14 protein-coding genes are annotated in these 15,372 nt (G+C 66.4%); all 14 read left to right on the top strand.

The genetic code is table 11. From position 1 onward, the window contains the following. Positions 1 to 24 precede the first annotated feature (24 nt). Entirely contained in the window at positions 25 to 501 is a 477-nt protein-coding gene (locus ACV959_RS00815) for a MaoC family dehydratase (protein ID WP_475738041.1), read from the top strand. Positions 502 to 609: 108 nt separating this feature from the next. Further along, entirely contained in the window at positions 610 to 1,008 is a 399-nt protein-coding gene (locus ACV959_RS00810) for a c-type cytochrome (protein WP_475738040.1), read from the top strand. An 87-nt stretch (positions 1,009 to 1,095) separates the two neighbouring features. Then, positions 1,096 to 2,046, top strand: a complete 951-nt coding sequence (locus tag ACV959_RS00805) for a bifunctional riboflavin kinase/FAD synthetase (protein WP_475738039.1) — start codon at positions 1,096 to 1,098, stop codon at positions 2,044 to 2,046. A gap of 61 nt (positions 2,047 to 2,107) precedes the next feature. Beyond that, a complete protein-coding gene (locus ACV959_RS00800; protein WP_475738038.1) occupies positions 2,108 to 2,398 on the top strand; it encodes a hypothetical protein in 291 nt (96 codons plus the stop codon). 65 nt (positions 2,399 to 2,463) lie between these two features. After that, complete coding sequence (locus tag ACV959_RS00795; protein WP_475738037.1) at positions 2,464 to 3,111, top strand: CDP-alcohol phosphatidyltransferase family protein; 648 nt, start codon at positions 2,464 to 2,466, stop codon at positions 3,109 to 3,111. Further along, complete coding sequence (locus ACV959_RS00790; protein ID WP_475738036.1) at positions 3,108 to 3,701, top strand: lysophospholipid acyltransferase family protein; 594 nt, start codon at positions 3,108 to 3,110, stop codon at positions 3,699 to 3,701. Before ACV959_RS00795 ends, ACV959_RS00790 begins: the two co-directional genes overlap by 4 nt. Beyond that, positions 3,702 to 4,646 (top strand): phosphatidate cytidylyltransferase, encoded by a 945-nt coding sequence (locus ACV959_RS00785; protein WP_475738035.1) that lies wholly within the window; start codon positions 3,702 to 3,704, stop codon positions 4,644 to 4,646. A gap of 505 nt (positions 4,647 to 5,151) precedes the next feature. Beyond that, a complete protein-coding gene (gene ileS, locus ACV959_RS00780) occupies positions 5,152 to 8,127 on the top strand; it encodes an isoleucine--tRNA ligase (protein ID WP_475738034.1) in 2,976 nt (991 codons plus the stop codon). Positions 8,128 to 8,329: 202 nt separating this feature from the next. Continuing rightward, positions 8,330 to 9,757, top strand: coding sequence for a lipopolysaccharide biosynthesis protein (locus ACV959_RS00775; protein WP_475738033.1), 1,428 nt, complete (start codon positions 8,330 to 8,332; stop codon positions 9,755 to 9,757). A gap of 65 nt (positions 9,758 to 9,822) precedes the next feature. Continuing rightward, positions 9,823 to 10,635: a rhomboid family intramembrane serine protease gene (locus tag ACV959_RS00770; protein WP_475738032.1), complete on the top strand. Its 813-nt coding sequence runs from the start codon at positions 9,823 to 9,825 to the stop codon at positions 10,633 to 10,635. 372 nt (positions 10,636 to 11,007) lie between these two features. Continuing rightward, complete coding sequence (locus tag ACV959_RS00765; RefSeq protein ID WP_475738031.1) at positions 11,008 to 11,754, top strand: electron transfer flavoprotein subunit beta/FixA family protein; 747 nt, start codon at positions 11,008 to 11,010, stop codon at positions 11,752 to 11,754. A gap of 1 nt (position 11,755) precedes the next feature. Beyond that, a complete protein-coding gene (locus ACV959_RS00760) occupies positions 11,756 to 12,700 on the top strand; it encodes an electron transfer flavoprotein subunit alpha/FixB family protein (protein WP_475738030.1) in 945 nt (314 codons plus the stop codon). 173 nt (positions 12,701 to 12,873) lie between these two features. Beyond that, a complete protein-coding gene (locus tag ACV959_RS00755) occupies positions 12,874 to 13,755 on the top strand; it encodes a 3-hydroxybutyryl-CoA dehydrogenase (RefSeq protein ID WP_475738029.1) in 882 nt (293 codons plus the stop codon). Between the two features lie 222 nt (positions 13,756 to 13,977). Next, positions 13,978 to 15,372 (top strand): M20/M25/M40 family metallo-hydrolase, encoded by a 1,395-nt coding sequence (locus tag ACV959_RS00750; protein WP_475738028.1) that lies wholly within the window; start codon positions 13,978 to 13,980, stop codon positions 15,370 to 15,372.

Below are 15,372 nucleotides of genomic sequence, written 5' to 3'. Positions count from 1 at the left end.
CCCGCACAACGTTCCGGTGACCCCATGTCGACGCCCTTCAAAATTTATTACTTCGAAGATCTGAGCGTCGGCATGCGCGAGACGCTGATGAAGGCCGTCATGGACGACGACGTGATCGCCTTCGCCGATCTTTCGGGCGACCGCAATCCCATCCATCTTTCGGATCACTTCGCGTCCAAGACCCGTTTCGGCGAGCGCATCGTCCACGGCCTCTACACCGCTTCGCTGATCTCGACAGTGATCGGCATGTATTTGCCAGGCCCGGGCGCGGTTTATCTGTCGCAGACGTTGAATTTCCGCGCGCCGGTGAAGATCGGCGACGTCATCACCGTCGTCGTCGAGGTCGTGGAGCTCGTCGAGAAGGGCCGCCGCGCCAGGCTCAAATGCGAATGCCTCGTGGACGGGAAGGTCGTGCTCGACGGCGAGGCGACGGTGATGGTGCCCTCGCGCGAACAAGCGACGCGCGCCGCGCCTGCGGCGGAGAAGCCCGCGACGGCGTAGAACCGGCCGCCCTTTCCCGAGAACATAGCCGCGCTCAAAGCCAGGGATAAGCTCGCGCGCGCGTGCGAAAGGGAATAGTCTCGCGCAATAACTGGAAGGGGCGTCGACATGAGCGGCTTTCGGGTGAAATTGCTGGCGGTTTCTCTCTCGATTTTCCTGGCGAACCCGGCGTGCGCCTTCGCCAAAAGCCGCGAAAAGGCCTGGGATCAGGGGCTCATCGAATTTCGCTCGAAATGCGCGCTCTGCCACGGCGAGGACGGCAAGGGTCATGGACGCTTCGCATCGCGACTCAAAACAGAGCCCGCTGACCTGACGCAACTCGCGCGGGAGAACGGCGGCGTTTTTCCGCGAGAGGAGGTTCTCGAGGTCCTCGACGGACGCAAGGCGGTCGAGGACCATGGTCCGAGAGACATGCCTGTCTGGGGCGGCAAATTCATGCGCGGCGCCGGCTGGAAGACCCGGCTCGACGCGCTGCTCGACTATCTCGCGCGAATCCAGGCGAAGTAGGCGGGCGCGGCGGTTTTCGGCTCCCCTTGCGCTTCGCGCGCGCACGCGGCAGTTTGGCGCGCCTTTCGCCGCGCACCGGAACCGCCCTTGAGCCAGCCTTTCCTCGTCGTTCGCGACCCTCTTTCCCCGCCCGTCGGTCTCGAAGGCGCCGTCGCGGCCATCGGCAATTTCGACGGGCTGCACCGCGGTCATCGCGGCGTGATCGCGCGGGCGCAGGCGCTCGCGGCAAGGCTCGGCAAGCCTTGCGTCCTGCTCACGTTCGAGCCCCATCCGGCGGACGTCTTCGCGGGCAGGCCCGTTATCTTCCGCCTCACGCCCCCCGACGCCAAGGCGGCGCAGGCGGCGCGGCTCGGGCTCGACGGCATGTTCGTGCTTTCCTTCAACCGCGGCTTCGCCGCCCGGCCGGCCCGTGATTTCACCGAGGATATTTTGGCCAGACGCCTCGGCCTTTCCGCCGCCGTCGCCGGCTACGACTTCCGCTTCGGGGCGGGGCGCGAGGGCGACGCCGAATTCCTGCGCCGCGAGGGCGCGCGTCTGGGCTTTTGCGTGGAGATCGTCGAGCGGATCACGCAGGACGAGGAGGGCAGCCTCGACGCGGTCTCCTCCACCGCGACGCGCGAGGCGCTGGAGAAAGGCGACGTCGAACTCGCGCGCCGCCTGCTGGGCCATCCCTATTTCGTGCGCGGCCTCGTGCGCCATGGCGACAAGCGGGGCCGCCTTCTCGGCTTCCCCACGGCCAATGTCGCGCTCGATCCCTCGAACCGCCTTCGCCACGGCGTTTACGCCGTGACGCTCGAAGCCGATGGCGCGCTGCGCGCGGGCGCGGCGAGCTTCGGCCGGCGCCCGACCTTCGACAACGGCCCGCCGCTGCTCGAAGTCTTCGTCTTCGACTTTTCCGGCGATCTCTACGGCAAGGAGGTCGAGGTCGCCTTCTACGGCTTCATCCGCGGCGAGGAGAAGTTCGACAGCGTCGAGGCGCTCATCGCGCGGATGGAGGACGACTGCGTCCGGGCGCGGGAAATACTCGCCGCGCGCTGACGGGAATTGCGTCTGTCCTGCGAGCGCTTATTTTCAATGCGCGGCGAGAGAGGAGTCCAACATGGACGACGGCAAGCGCGATATCGAGATCATTCCTCCCGGCGAGGAGCCGGAGCGCGATTTCGCAAGCTCCCGCATCTGGATTTCCTCTGGCTCCGGGGAGATCAAATTCGTCAAGCTCGGACCGTTTCAGAGCCTGATGCTGGGGCTTGGCCTGCTCGCCTTTCTCGCGATCGGGCTTTTCTTCCTGTCGGGCCTCTTCCTGATCCTCGTGCCCGCCATCGCGCTCCTCGGCGCGGGCGCCTGGGTCGCGAACAAGCTCGGCTTCGGTCCCTTCCGGCGGTTGCGGTAGCGCAAAGACGCGGAAAGTCTTTCAAAGTACTGACACCCGACGGACTTTTTTTCGGAAAGCTTTGCATGGCCGACGAACAGCAGGGGCCGCCGCCGGCGCGTCGTCCGCTCGCCTCGCGCGACACGGAAGTCGCGCGCCGCCTCACGGCGATATTGTTACGCACGTCCGTCACGCCCGATCAGATATCGGCGGCGAGCGTCGGCTTCGCGGCGCTCGGAGCCCTCGCCCTCCTCGCCGCGCCCGCGTCGTCATGGCTTTATCTGGTCGCGGCGGCGGGCGCTCAGCTGCGGCTCCTGTGCAATCTTCTCGACGGCATGATCGCCGTGGAGGGCAAGCGCGGCGGGCCGCTCGGCGCGCTCTATAACGAGGTTCCCGATCGCCTAGCGGACAGCCTGCTCATCGTTGCGCTGGGCTATGCGGCCGGGGCGGGCTGGCTCGGCTGGCTCGGCGCGCTCTTCGCCGCGCTCACCGCCTACATTCGCGCGCTCGGAGGCGCGCTGGGCTTCGCGCAGGACTTTCGCGGCCCGCTCGCCAAGCCGCAGCGAATGGCGCTTCTCACCGGGGCCTGCGTTCTGGCGCCCATCGAGGCGCAAGTTCACGACGGCGGTTATGTCCTTCTCCTCGCCGCGGCGGGGATAGCGGCGGGCTCCGCCGCGACCTGCGTCGCGCGGCTTCGGGCCCTGGCGGCGCGGCTCGCCGGAGGCGGGCCGTGATCGACCGCGCGCTCGTCGGGCTTACGCGCTTTCTCGTCGGCGGACGTCCGGTGTGGCGCGGCCTGTCCCACGATGAACGTCCGCGGCTCTATTTCGCCAATCATTCGAGCCATCTCGACGCGCTGCTGATCTGGGCGGCGCTGCCCGGCGCGCTGCGGCGCGCCGTCCACCCCGTCGCGGCGGCGGATTACTGGGGGCGCGGCGACCTGCGCAGCCTGGCGGCGAAGCGGGTGCTCGACGTCGTGCTGATCGACCGCACCGGGGGCAAGGGCAAGGGGGTTCTCGACCCCCTGCGGGAAAAACTGCGCGCGGGCCGCTCGCTCATCATTTTCCCGGAGGGCGCGCGCGGCGACGCGCTGCTGCCCGGCCCGTTCAAATCGGGCCTCTATCAGCTCGCGACCGAATTTCCGGACGTGGAGCTCGCGCCGGTCTATCTCAAGAATCCCTCCCGCGCCTTCCCCAAGGGCGCATTGCTGCCGGTTCCCATTTCCTGCGAAGTGCATTTTGGCGCGCCGCTCGCCCGCGTCGCGGGCGAGGGCAAGGCGGCCTTTCTCGAACGCGCCCGGGCGGCCGTCGCGGAGCTTGCGTAAATGACCCCCCAGCAGAAAGTCTTCGCGCTCTTTGGCGGCGTCTTCGTCCTGCTCGTCGTCGCGACGGCCGTCGGCCGCGCGCTCGCCGGCCGCGCGCAGAGCGAGGCGCAGCAGGAGACGATCCGGAATCTCAACGACCGGATCGACGCCTGGTGGGCGATGATCGCCATTTTTCTGGCGAGCTATCTGCTCGGCCGGGCGGCGACGCTGGTTCTCTTCGCCCTGTCGTCCTTCTACACGCTGCGGGAATTCGTCTCGCTGACGCCGACGCGGCCGGCCGACAACCTGCCGCTCATCGGCGCCTTCTATGTCCTGCTGCCGCTGCAATATGTTCTGATCGGCATGGACTGGTACGGGATGTTCTCGATCCTCGTCCCGGTCTACGGCTTTCTGCTGGCGCCGACCCTCGCGGCGCTCGCCGGCGATGTGACGGATTTCCTGCTGCGTGTCGCCCGCGTGCAATGGGCGCTCATGCTCACGGTCTACAGCGTCAGCCACGCCCCTGCGCTGACCATGTTGAAAATTCCCGGCTACGAGGGCCAGAGCGTCCTGCTGCTCTTTTTCCTCATCACCGTCGTCCAGTTCTCGGACGTCGCTCAATATGTCTTCGGCAAGCTGTTCGGGAAGACCAAAATCGCGCCCCGGATCAGCCCGTCCAAGACCGTCGAGGGGCTCCTGGGCGGCGGGACGGCGGCCACGCTGCTCGGCGCGGCGCTCTACTGGATCACGCCCTTCTCCCCGCTTCAGGCCGCGGCCATGGCGCTGGCCATCGTCGCCATGGGCTTTTTCGGGGGCCTGTCGCTCTCGGCGGTCAAGCGGTCGATGGGCGTCAAGGATTGGGGGCATTCGGTGAAAGGGCACGGCGGCGTGCTGGACCGGCTGGACAGCGTCTGCTTCTCGGCGCCGGTGTTCTTTCACCTCACGCGATATTTTTTCGCGGTTTAGGAGAAAGGTCGATCTTTGATGGCTGTTTCGCCAGACCGTTTGCGGGCCATGCGCCAGGCTGTGCTCGACCACAATTTCTCCAAGATACGCCTGCTTTTGAAGTCGGGCGTCCCGGCCGAAGAGCCCGAAAATCCCGTGGCGGAAACACCCCGCCGAACCGCCACGCTCGTCGAGACGGCCGAACGCGCCGGTCACGCCGAAATCGCGGAACTGCTCCGCGCGCGGGGGGCGATAGGCGTTCCGCGCCCCGGCCCGCCCCCGGGTTTGCGCATCCCTTCGCGGCGCTGCGGCGCAAACAGGCGTTGCGCTGCGTCGCGCCCCTGTTACAAAGGGTCATGCGCCGCCATCGCATGACACGAATTGCCGGCCCGGCCCGCGCCTGAGGCGCTTCGCCTCGCGCGGGGCCCCGTTTTCGGGCGCGATTGGCGCTTCCCTTCCAAATCCTTTATGTGACCCGGACATTGCCGGCTGTCCCGGCGCCGTTCGACCTCCGGTTTCCGACCCCATGACCGATCAAACGCCCAAAGGGCCCGATTATTCCAAGAGCCTCTTTCTCCCTGAGACGGAGTTTCCCATGCGCGCCGGCCTGCCGCAGCGCGAGCCGGAATTTTTGAAGCGCTGGGCGGAGATCGGTCTCAACGAGAAGATGCGCGAGGCGGCGAAGGGCCGGCCGAAATTCACGCTGCACGACGGCCCGCCCTACGCCAACGGCAACATCCATATCGGCCATGCGCTGAACAAGATCCTCAAGGACATCGTCACGCGCAGCCAGCGCATGACCGGCAAGGACTGCGTCTATGTGCCGGGCTGGGATTGCCACGGCCTGCCGATCGAGTGGAAGATCGAGGAAGAGAATTACCGCGCCAAGGGCAAGAAGAAGCCCGACTTTGCGCATCCCGACGAGATGATCGCCTTCCGCCGCGAATGCCGCGCCTATGCGGAGCATTGGCTCTCGGTGCAGCGCGAGGAGTTCAAGCGCCTCGGCGTCGCCGGCGAATGGGACAGGCCCTACGCCACCATGGCCTACCCGGCGGAAGCGACCATCGCCCGCGAGATCATGAAATTCGCCGAGAACGGCCTGCTCTATCGCGGCTCCAAGCCCGTGATGTGGTCGGTCGTCGAGAAGACGGCGCTCGCCGAGGCGGAAGTCGAATATGAGGACCATACCTCCGACACGGTGTGGGTCGCCTTCCCGATCCCGCGCGGCGCCGCCGAGGATTTGAGCGACGCCCGCGTCGTCATCTGGACCACGACCCCCTGGACGCTGCCGGGCAACCGCGCGATCTCCTTCTCCTCGAAGATCGCCTATGGCCTCTATCGCGTGACGGAGGCTCCCGATAACAATTGGGCCTTCCCCGGCGCGAAGTTCATCCTCGCCGACAAGCTTGCGGGCGATGTGTTCAAGGCGGCGAAGGCCGAAGGCTTCGAGCGGCTGCGCGACGTGCGCGCGGACGAACTCAAAGACCTCGTCTGCGCCCATCCGCTCGCGCATCTCGGCTACGCCTTCGACGTGCCGCTCTTCGACGGCGACCATGTGACGGACGACACGGGCACGGGCTTCGTTCACACCGCGCCGGGTCATGGCCGCGAGGATTTCGACATCTGGATGGCGAATGGCCGGCGTCTGGCTGAAAGCGGCATAGACAGCCGCATCCCCTACACCGTGGACGAAGACGGCTTCTACACGAAAGAAGCGCCGGGATTCGAGGGCAAGCGCGTTCTCACCGAAAAGGGCGAGAAAGGCGACGCCAACGAGGCGGTGATGGCGGAACTCGTCAAGGCCGGCAATCTCATCGCGCGCGGGCGCCTGAAGCATCAATACCCGCATTCGTGGCGCTCGAAGAAGCCGGTCATCTTCCGCAATACGCCGCAATGGTTCATCGCGATGGACAAGCCGATGGCGGGCGAAGGCGCCAACGCGCCGACCCTGCGCGCCATCGCGCTCGAGGAAATCTCCCGCACGCAATGGACGCCGGCGGCGGGCGAGAACCGCATTCGCGGCATGATCGCCAATCGCCCCGACTGGGTCGTCTCGCGCCAGCGCGCCTGGGGCGTGCCAATCGCCGTCTTCGTGAAGAAGGGCACGCATGAGATCCTCGTCGACAGCCAGGTGAACGCGCGCATCGTCGCGGCTTTCGAGGAGGAAGGCGCCGACGCGTGGTACGAGACGCGCGCCGCGGAAAGATTCCTTTCGCCCGATTACGATCCGAACGACTACGAGAAAGTCGCCGACGTTCTCGACGTCTGGTTCGACTCCGGCTCGACGCACGCCTTCGTGCTCGACGATCCCAAAAACTTCCCCGCTCTCGCCGGCATCCATCGCAAGCGCGACGGCGGCGAGGACGAGGTGATGTATCTCGAAGGCTCGGACCAGCATCGCGGCTGGTTCCATTCCTCCCTTCTCGAAAGCTGCGGCACGCGCGGCCGCGCGCCCTATGACGCCGTGCTGACGCATGGCTTCGTGCTGGACGAGAAGGGCCGGAAGATGTCGAAGTCGCTCGGCAACGTCGTGGCGCCGCAAAAGGTCATCGCGGAGTCGGGCGCCGACATTCTGCGCCTCTGGGTCGCGGCGTCGGATTACGCCGACGATCTGCGCGTCGGCCCGGAGATCCTGAAAACCTTCGTCGATCTCTATCGCAAATTGCGCAACACGCTGCGCTGGATGATCGGCGCGCTGGCGCATTACGGCGCGGACGACGACGCGGCGCTCGAACATGCAAGCGAACTCGAGCGGCTGATGCTGCATCGTCTCGTCGAGATGGACGCGCAAATCCGCTCGGCCTATCAGGCGTACGACTACAAGCGCGTCGTCGCGCTGCTCACGCCGTTCATGACGAGCGATCTCTCGGCCTTCTATTTCGACATTCGCAAGGATGCGCTCTATTGCGAGCCGCCGTCGAGCGCAAAACGCAAGGCGTCGCTCGCCGTCATCGAGCGCATCTTCCGCTGCGTGACGACATGGCTCGCGCCGATCCTCGTCTTCACGGCGGACGAGGCCTGGCTCGCGCGTTATCCGGAAGCGGTCTCCGTGCATGTCGAAAGCTTCCCGGACATCCCGTCGCACTGGCGCGACGAGGCGCTCGCCGAGAAATGGGAGAAGGTTCGCGCCATCCGCTCCGTGGTGACGGGCGCGCTCGAAATCGAGCGCGCGCAGAAGCGCATTGGCTCCTCGCTTGAGGCGGCGCCGGTCGTCTACGTCGCGGACGGCCATTTGCGCGCCGCGCTCGACGGCGTCGATTTCGCGGAGATCTGCATCGTCTCGGACATCGCCATCGAGACGGGCGAGGGTCCGGCGGAGGCTTTCCGCCTGCCCGAGGTCAAGGGCGTCGCGGTCGTTCCGAGCCGCGCAGCAGGCGTCAAATGCGCGCGGTCGTGGAAATATTTCGACCCCGCCACGGCGGATCCCGACTATCCCGACGTGACGCCCCGCGACGCGCAGGCGCTTAAAGAACTGAAGGCGCTCGGGCGCTGGAGCGCGTAAGCGAAACGATGGACAGGTCGGGAATTTCCCATGCCTCCTCCCGGTCTCTCCCCCGCCATAGGGAGGAGGCGACGCCCGTATGTCGGCTGGCGATGGCGGGAGAGGGGGCGCTTGCGATCGCCGTGACCGGCCTTCGTCGCAAAGACGGCAATCTCTCTCCCTTTCCCGCGAAGCGGGGGCAGGCTGGGGAGGGAGCCTGTCCTTGAAAGTCCTCCTCGCCTTCCTCGCCAATACGGCCGCGAATTTCATCATCGGCCTGATGGTCGCGAAATTTCTCGGTCCCGAGGAATATGGGCGTTTCGCGCTCTCCTTCTCCATCGCCGTCGTGGTGCAGACGGCGCTCTACGACTGGCTGCGGCTGTCGGCGACGCGCTTCTATTCACAGCGCACACGCGAGAGCGATCCCTTCATCCGCTCGACGCTCGGGTCGTCCTTTCTGGTCGTCACCCTGTTTCTGGCGGCGAGCACGCTGCTTTATTCGCTCGTCGGTCCGGAGCTCGATTTCGACAGCGAACTCATTCTCCTCGCCCTGCTCACCGCGACCGCCAACGGGCTCTTTGATTATTCGACGGCGCTCGCCCGCGCCCGGTTCGAGGACGGCGCCTATGGCCGGCTCGTCCTCGTGAAGAATGCGCTGTCGCTCGTCCTCATCGGCGGCGGGGCGTTTCTCTTCCGTTCGGCGAGCGTTGCGCTCGCGGGCGGCGTGGCGAGCCTGCTCGGCACGGTGTTTCTCGCCCGCGCGGCGCTGCGGGATCCCGGCGTGCGCTGCCGCGACGCTAAGAGCGAGACGGTGAAGGATCTCATCGCCTACAGCGCCCCCATGGTCGCCGCGCATCTCCTGTATCAGGCGATGCCCCTCGCCTCGCGCTCGATCGTGGCGAGCGTTTACGACTTCGCGGAGACGGGTCAGTTTTCGCTCGCCTATGACATTGGCATGCGCGCGGTCATGGCTTTCGGCTCCGCGCTCGACGTGCTGCTCTTCCAGATCGCGGTGGCGGCGCATGAGGTCCACGGAGAGGACCGCGCCCGGGTCCAGGTCGCGCACAACATGGGCGTGGTCTTCGCCTTTCTGCTGCCGGCCTGCGTCGGACTGTGGCTTGTCATGCCCTCGGTCGAGGCCTTGGTCGTGCCGACGCAGTTCCGTGGGCCGTTTGGCCATTATCTCGGACTTTTGCTGCCCGGCCTCTTCGCCATGGGCTTTCTGAATTTCGGCGTGAATCCCGTCTTTCAGATCGCCAAGCGTACGGCGCCGCTCATCGTCGCCGCGCTCGCCGCCGTGGTCGTGTCGCTGCTGCTGCTCTTTCTACTGCCCTGGGGCCGCGACGCCTCAAATCTCGCCATCGCGCAGGCGGGGGGCTATCTGGCGGCGCTCGCCGTCACCGTCTGGTTCGCGCTGCGGGCGCAGCCCGTCTGGCCTTCCTTCTGGGATCTCTTCGCCGCCGGGGTCGCAACCGGGATCATGTTCCTCGCGCTGGCCCCGATGCGCGCCATGGCGCCGGGCTTCCTCACTCTGCTGCTGCAAATCGCCGCCGGCGCGGCGATCTATGGCGTCATGGTCGCGGCCTTCGATATCGCGGGCCTGCGCAGCCAGGCGCTCGCCTGGCTCGAAGGCCGGCTCGAGCGGGCGTGACAGCGGCGCCCGGGCGCCTATGTTAGGATGCCGCCCTTCGAGGCGAGCGCCGTGAGGACAATTCGATGGTGATACCGCTCTACGACGACGCGCCCCTGCGGCACATCCGGCGGCCGCTCGCGAACTGGACGCTGATCGCCGTCAATGTGATCGTCTTCCTCCTCGTCTACAGCGAGGCGCTCGGAGATCCTTTGACGATCATGCGCGGCTTCGCCATCATCCCGCGCGTTCTGTTCGGGGAGGCGACGCTGGCCGAATGGATCGTCGGGCCGCCGGCGCCCGCGACGCTCGTCACCTCTCTCTTCTTCCATTCCTCCATCCTGCACATCGCGAGCAACATGCTGTTCCTTTACGTCTTCGGCGACAATGTCGAGGATGCGATGGGCTCGCTCCATTATCTGCTGTTCTATCTTTCCTGCGGCGTCGTGGCTGGGGTCTTCTACGTCTATGCGACGCCGCATTCGATCACGCCGCTGGTCGGCGCCTCCAGCGCCATCTCCGGGGTCTGCGCGGCCTTCCTGCTCCTCTATCCGCGCGCGACCATCGCGGGGATTTTCCCGCCGCTCACCTTCGTGATGTTTCCCTTCTGGATCATCACGCTGAGCGACCCGTCGCGTTCGCCGGCGCGCCCGCTTCTGGGCCTCAAGCCGCCGCTATTCATTTTCCACGCTTCGGCCTTCGTCTTCATCGGCGCGTGGATCTTTTTGCAGCTTTTGAACGCGAGCTGGGGCGGCGGCGAAAGCCGCGTCGCCTGGATGGCGCATGTCGGCGGGATACTTGCCGGACTCGCGCTGACGCCGATCTTCAAGCGGCGCAAGCACAAGCTCCTGGACCGCGGCGCGCACGAGCCCCCGCAAGACGCGGCGCCCCCCGTGTAGGTTCCGGGATTGTCGCCGGCCGGAACGGCGGCGGCGAGTGCGTTCCCGGCGCCGGATTCAGCGGAAGGCAACGGGTCACGGGCGCAGATCCGTTGTCCGGGGCGGTCGCGCAGACGCCGTTCCGCAAGGGAGACTTCCCATGAAACGGCTTTTTCCGACCTGCGGCTACATCCTCACGGCGACGGGCGCAATGGCCCAGGTCTGCGTCGTCGACGATCCGACCGGCGCGCCGCCCCGTTCGACTTGGCGGGTTCGGCCCGCCGGGGCCGACGTTGCGGGTTTGACTTGCGCGCGCGCCCCCGTTACCAGACCGCCACAGTTTTTGGGTCAGCGGGGCGCAGGGCGTCCGCCGCCATTTCCAGAGGTCGCGCGATGAAAATTCTCGTGCCCGTCAAGCGGGTCGTCGACTACAACGTGAAAATCCGGGTCAAGCCCGATGGCTCCGGCGTCGACCTCGCCAATGTCAAAATGTCGATGAATCCCTTCGACGAAATCGCCGTCGAGGAAGCGCTGCGTCTGAAGGAAGCCGGCAAGGCGACGGAAGTCGTCGTCGTCTCCATCGGGCCCGCCAAGGCTGACGAGACGCTGCGCACCGCCCTCGCCATGGGCGCCGACCGCGGCATTCTGGTGAAGACCGACGACACGGTCGAACCGCTTGCGGTCGCCAAGATCCTCGCCAAGATCGCCGCCGAAGAGCAGCCGGGGCTCATCGTCCTCGGCAAGCAGGCGATCGACGACGACAGCAACCAGACCGGCCAGATGCTCGCGGCGCTTCTGGGCTGGGGTCAGGGCACCTTCGCCTCCAAGGTCGTTCTGGCGGACGGCTCCATCGACGTGACCCGGGAGATCGACGGCGGCCTGCAGACGGTGAGCCTCAAGCTCCCGGCGGTCGTCACCACGGATCTTCGCCTCAACGAGCCGCGCTACGCCTCGCTGCCGAACATCATCAAGGCGAAAAAGAAGGAAGTCGCCGTCAAGTCGCCGTCCGACTATGGCGTCGACATTGCGCCGCGCCTCGAGGTGCTGAGCACCGCCGCCCCCGCGACGCGCGCCGCCGGCGTCAAGGTCGGCTCGGTCGCCGAACTCGTCTCCAAGCTCAAGGAAGCGGGAGTTCTCTGACATGGCCATTCTGCTTCTCGCTGAAACCGCCAATGGCGCCCTCGCGCCCTCGACCGCCAAGGCGCTCACCGCCGCTTCGCAGATCGGCGGTCCGGTCCATATCCTCGTCGTCGGGCCTGGCCTCGACGGCGCCGCGGCCTCCGCCGCCAAGCTCGCGGGCGTGGAGAAGGTGCTCTACGCCGCCGACTCTTCGCTGGATCACGTTCTGGCCGAACCGGTCGCGACGCTGATCGTCTCGCTCGCGCCCGCCTATGACGTCATCATGGCGCCCTCGACCAGCGCGACCAAGAACGTGCTGCCGCGCGTCGCGGCGCTGCTCGACGTCGCCCAGGTCTCGGACATCATCAAGGTCGTTTCGCCCGACACCTTCGAGCGGCCGATCTACGCCGGCAACGCCGTGCAGACAGTCCGCGCGAAGGACGCCAAGAAGGTCATCACCGTCCGCACCACGGCCTTTGCGGCTGCGCCCGAGGGCGGTTCGGCCCCGGTCGAGTCCATCGGCGCCGCCGGAAATCCGGGCGTCTCCTCCTTCAAGAGCGAGGAACTCGCCAAGTCCGAGCGGCCCGAACTGACCTCGGCCCGCATCATCATCTCGGGCGGCCGCGCGCTGGGCTCCGCCGAGAACTTCCAGAAAGTGCTCGATCCGGTGGCGAACCGTCTCAACGCCGCGATCGGCGCCTCGCGCGCTGCGGTCGACGCCGGCTACGCCCCCAACGACCTTCAGGTCGGCCAGACCGGCAAGGCGGTCGCGCCCGAGCTTTACATCGCCGTCGGCATTTCCGGCGCGATCCAGCATCTTGCAGGCATGAAGGACTCGAAGATCATCGTCGCGATCAACAAAGACGAAGAGGCGCCGATCTTCCAGGTCGCCGACTACGGCCTCGTCGCGGATCTCTTCCAGGCGGTGCCGGAGCTCGACGCGGAGCTCGCCAAGCTCGGCAAGTGAACGCCGGTCGTCCGCCGCCCGTTGCGGCGGCGGACGACCTGTGGCGCGACTTTTTCCGGACTGACCTGTTTTCTTTCGAACCAAACGCGCGTTATATTGCAGTGCAACGTGGGTGGTTTTGCATCGCAGCCCCAGCCCGGGCGGGCTGACCCTCTCGCTATGGTGTTCGAAATATGAGCTTCGAAATTCGCAAAGTCGGCGTCATCGGCGCGGGCCAGATGGGCAAGGGCATTGCGCATGTCTGCGCGCTGGCCGGTTACGATGTCGCCCTAAATGACGTGACCTCGGAGCGGATCGAGGCCGGAATCAAGGACATCGGCGTGCAGATGCGCAAGTCCGTCGAACGCGGCTTCCTCGACGCCAGCGCGGTGGAAGCCGCCCTGCCGCATATCTACGCCGCGCATGCGATCCAGGACTTCCGCGACAGCGACATCGTCATCGAGGCCGCGACCGAAAACGAAGAGGTCAAGCGGCGGATTCTCACCGACGTCGCGCTGGTGGTGAAGCCCGACGGCATCATCGCCTCAAACACCTCGTCGATCTCCATCACGCGGCTGGCCTCGATCACCGGCCGGCCCGAACGCTTCATCGGCATTCATTTCATGAATCCGGTGCCGCGCATGCAGCTCGTGGAGCTGATCCGCGGCATTGCGACGGACGACGCGACCTTCGAGGCGGCCAAGGCCTTTTGCGCCAGGCTCGGCAAGACAGTGACGGTGGCCGAGGATTTCCCGGCCTTCATCGTCAACCGCATCCTGCTGCCGATGATCAACGAGGCGATCTACACGCTCTACGAGGGCGTGGGCTCGGTCGAGGCGATCGACACCGCCATGCGGCTTGGCGCCAACCATCCCATGGGGCCGCTGCAACTCGCGGATTTCATCGGGTTGGATACCTGCCTCTCGGTGATGCAGGTGCTGCACGAGGGCCTCGCGGACACGAAATATCGCCCCTGCCCGCTGCTCGTGAAATATGTCGAGGCCGGCTGGCTCGGCAAGAAGACCCAGCGCGGGTTTTATGACTATCGCAGCGGGACGCCGACGCCGACGCGGTGAGGGCGACCCCCTCCCCACCCCTCTCCCGCTTCGCGGGAGAGGGAGCAGAACGCGGACTTCATCGACGTAGCTGATCGTAAGCGTCCCCTCTCCCGCAAAGCGGCGGAGGGTCAGGGTGGGGGCAATGCAGGCGCGTCGCTGTCTCTAGACAGTCCTCCTTTCCGCCTTCCCACCGCAGCCACTTCGCACTAGCTTCGCATCAACTGCGAAGGACCTGATTCCATGGCCACGATCGACGCCGTTTTGAATACGATCGACGCGAATCTGCCCGCGTCGACGCAGCGCCTGTTCGACCTTTTGAGCATCCCCTCCGTCTCGACAGACCCGGCCTTCACGCAACATTGTCAGCGCGCCGCCAACTGGCTGAAGGACCAGCTCACGGGGCTCGGCTATAAGGCGGAGGTGCGCCAGACGCCCGGCCATCCGATCGTCGTCGGCCACGCCAAGGCGAAGCGCAAGGACGCGCCGCATGTGCTGTTCTACGGCCATTACGACGTGCAGCCGCCGGACCCGCTGGAGCTGTGGGAGGCCGATCCCTTCGCGCCGCGTCTCGCCGACAGCAAGGACGGCCAAGGGACGAAAGAGATCGTCGCGCGCGGCGCCTCGGACGACAAGGGCCAGCTCATGACCTTTGTCGAGGCCTGCCGCGCCTTCGAGGAAAATGGCGGGCTTCCCTGCAACGTCACCTTTCTTTTCGAGGGCGAGGAGGAGACGGGTTCGCCCTCGCTGCCGGGCTTCCTCGCAGCCCACAAGGACGAGCTCTCGCAGCCCGACATCGCGCTCGTCTGCGACACCAGCATGTGGAATCCGACGACGCCGGCGATCACTGTGATGTTGCGCGGCCTCGCCCAGGAGGAGGTCGTCATCCGCATTGCGTCGCACGACCTGCATTCGGGCATGTTCGGCGGGCCGGTCGACAATCCCATCCATGTGCTCTCGAAAATCATCGCGGACCTGCACGACGCCGACGGCAAGGTAACGCTCCCCGGCTTCTACGCCGGCGTGCCGGAGATCCCCGAGGACGTCGCCGAGCAGTGGCGCAATCTCGAATTCGACGAGCGCCAGTGGCTCGCCGACATTGGCCTGACGCGGGTCGGCGGCGAGCCGGGGCGCGGCGTCATGGAGCAGATTTGGGCGCGCCCCACCTGCGACGTCAACGGCATCGTCGGCGGCTATACGGGCAAGGGCTCGAAAACCGTGCTGCCCGCGCAGGCGTCCGCCAAATTTTCCTTCCGCCTCGTCGGCAAGCAGGACGCCAAGGCCATTCTCGAGAGCTTCCGCGCCTTCGTGCGCGAGCGGCTCCCGGCCGACGCGAAGGTCGAATTCATCAATCACGGCGCGTCCAACGCCCTACAGCTTCCCTTCGGCTCGGAGGCGCTGTCGCGCGCCCGCCGCGCGCTCGCGGAGGAATGGGGGAAGGAGGCGGCGCTCGCCGGCTGCGGCGGCTCCATCCCGATCGTCGGCGCCTTCAAGCGCGACCTCGGCATGGACGCGCTGATGATCGGCTTCGCGCTCGACGACGACCGCATCCATTCGCCCAACGAGAAATACAGCTACACGAGCTTCCACAAGGGCGCGCGCAGCTGGGCGCGGGTGCTCGACGCGCTGGCGGCTTGA

This window comes from Methylocystis sp. Se48, assembly GCF_056269425.1.
This window is presented reverse-complemented; position numbering and strand designations above follow the sequence as displayed.

Bases quoted from the DNA above. Each gene is read 5' to 3' on its own strand.
- ACV959_RS00815 (WP_475738041.1), top strand. From the start codon at position 25: ATGTCGACGCCCTTCAAAATTTATTACTTCGAAGATCTGAGCGTCGGC.
- ACV959_RS00810 (WP_475738040.1), top strand. From the start codon at position 610: ATGAGCGGCTTTCGGGTGAAATTGCTGGCGGTTTCTCTCTCGATTTTC.
- ACV959_RS00800 (WP_475738038.1), top strand. From the start codon at position 2,108: ATGGACGACGGCAAGCGCGATATCGAGATCATTCCTCCCGGCGAGGAG.
- ACV959_RS00795 (WP_475738037.1), top strand. From the start codon at position 2,464: ATGGCCGACGAACAGCAGGGGCCGCCGCCGGCGCGTCGTCCGCTCGCC.
- ACV959_RS00785 (WP_475738035.1), top strand. From the start codon at position 3,702: ATGACCCCCCAGCAGAAAGTCTTCGCGCTCTTTGGCGGCGTCTTCGTC.
- ileS (WP_475738034.1), top strand. From the start codon at position 5,152: ATGACCGATCAAACGCCCAAAGGGCCCGATTATTCCAAGAGCCTCTTT.
- ACV959_RS00770 (WP_475738032.1), top strand. From the start codon at position 9,823: ATGGTGATACCGCTCTACGACGACGCGCCCCTGCGGCACATCCGGCGG.
- ACV959_RS00765 (WP_475738031.1), top strand. From the start codon at position 11,008: ATGAAAATTCTCGTGCCCGTCAAGCGGGTCGTCGACTACAACGTGAAA.
- ACV959_RS00760 (WP_475738030.1), top strand. From the start codon at position 11,756: ATGGCCATTCTGCTTCTCGCTGAAACCGCCAATGGCGCCCTCGCGCCC.
- ACV959_RS00755 (WP_475738029.1), top strand. From the start codon at position 12,874: ATGAGCTTCGAAATTCGCAAAGTCGGCGTCATCGGCGCGGGCCAGATG.
- ACV959_RS00750 (WP_475738028.1), top strand. From the start codon at position 13,978: ATGGCCACGATCGACGCCGTTTTGAATACGATCGACGCGAATCTGCCC.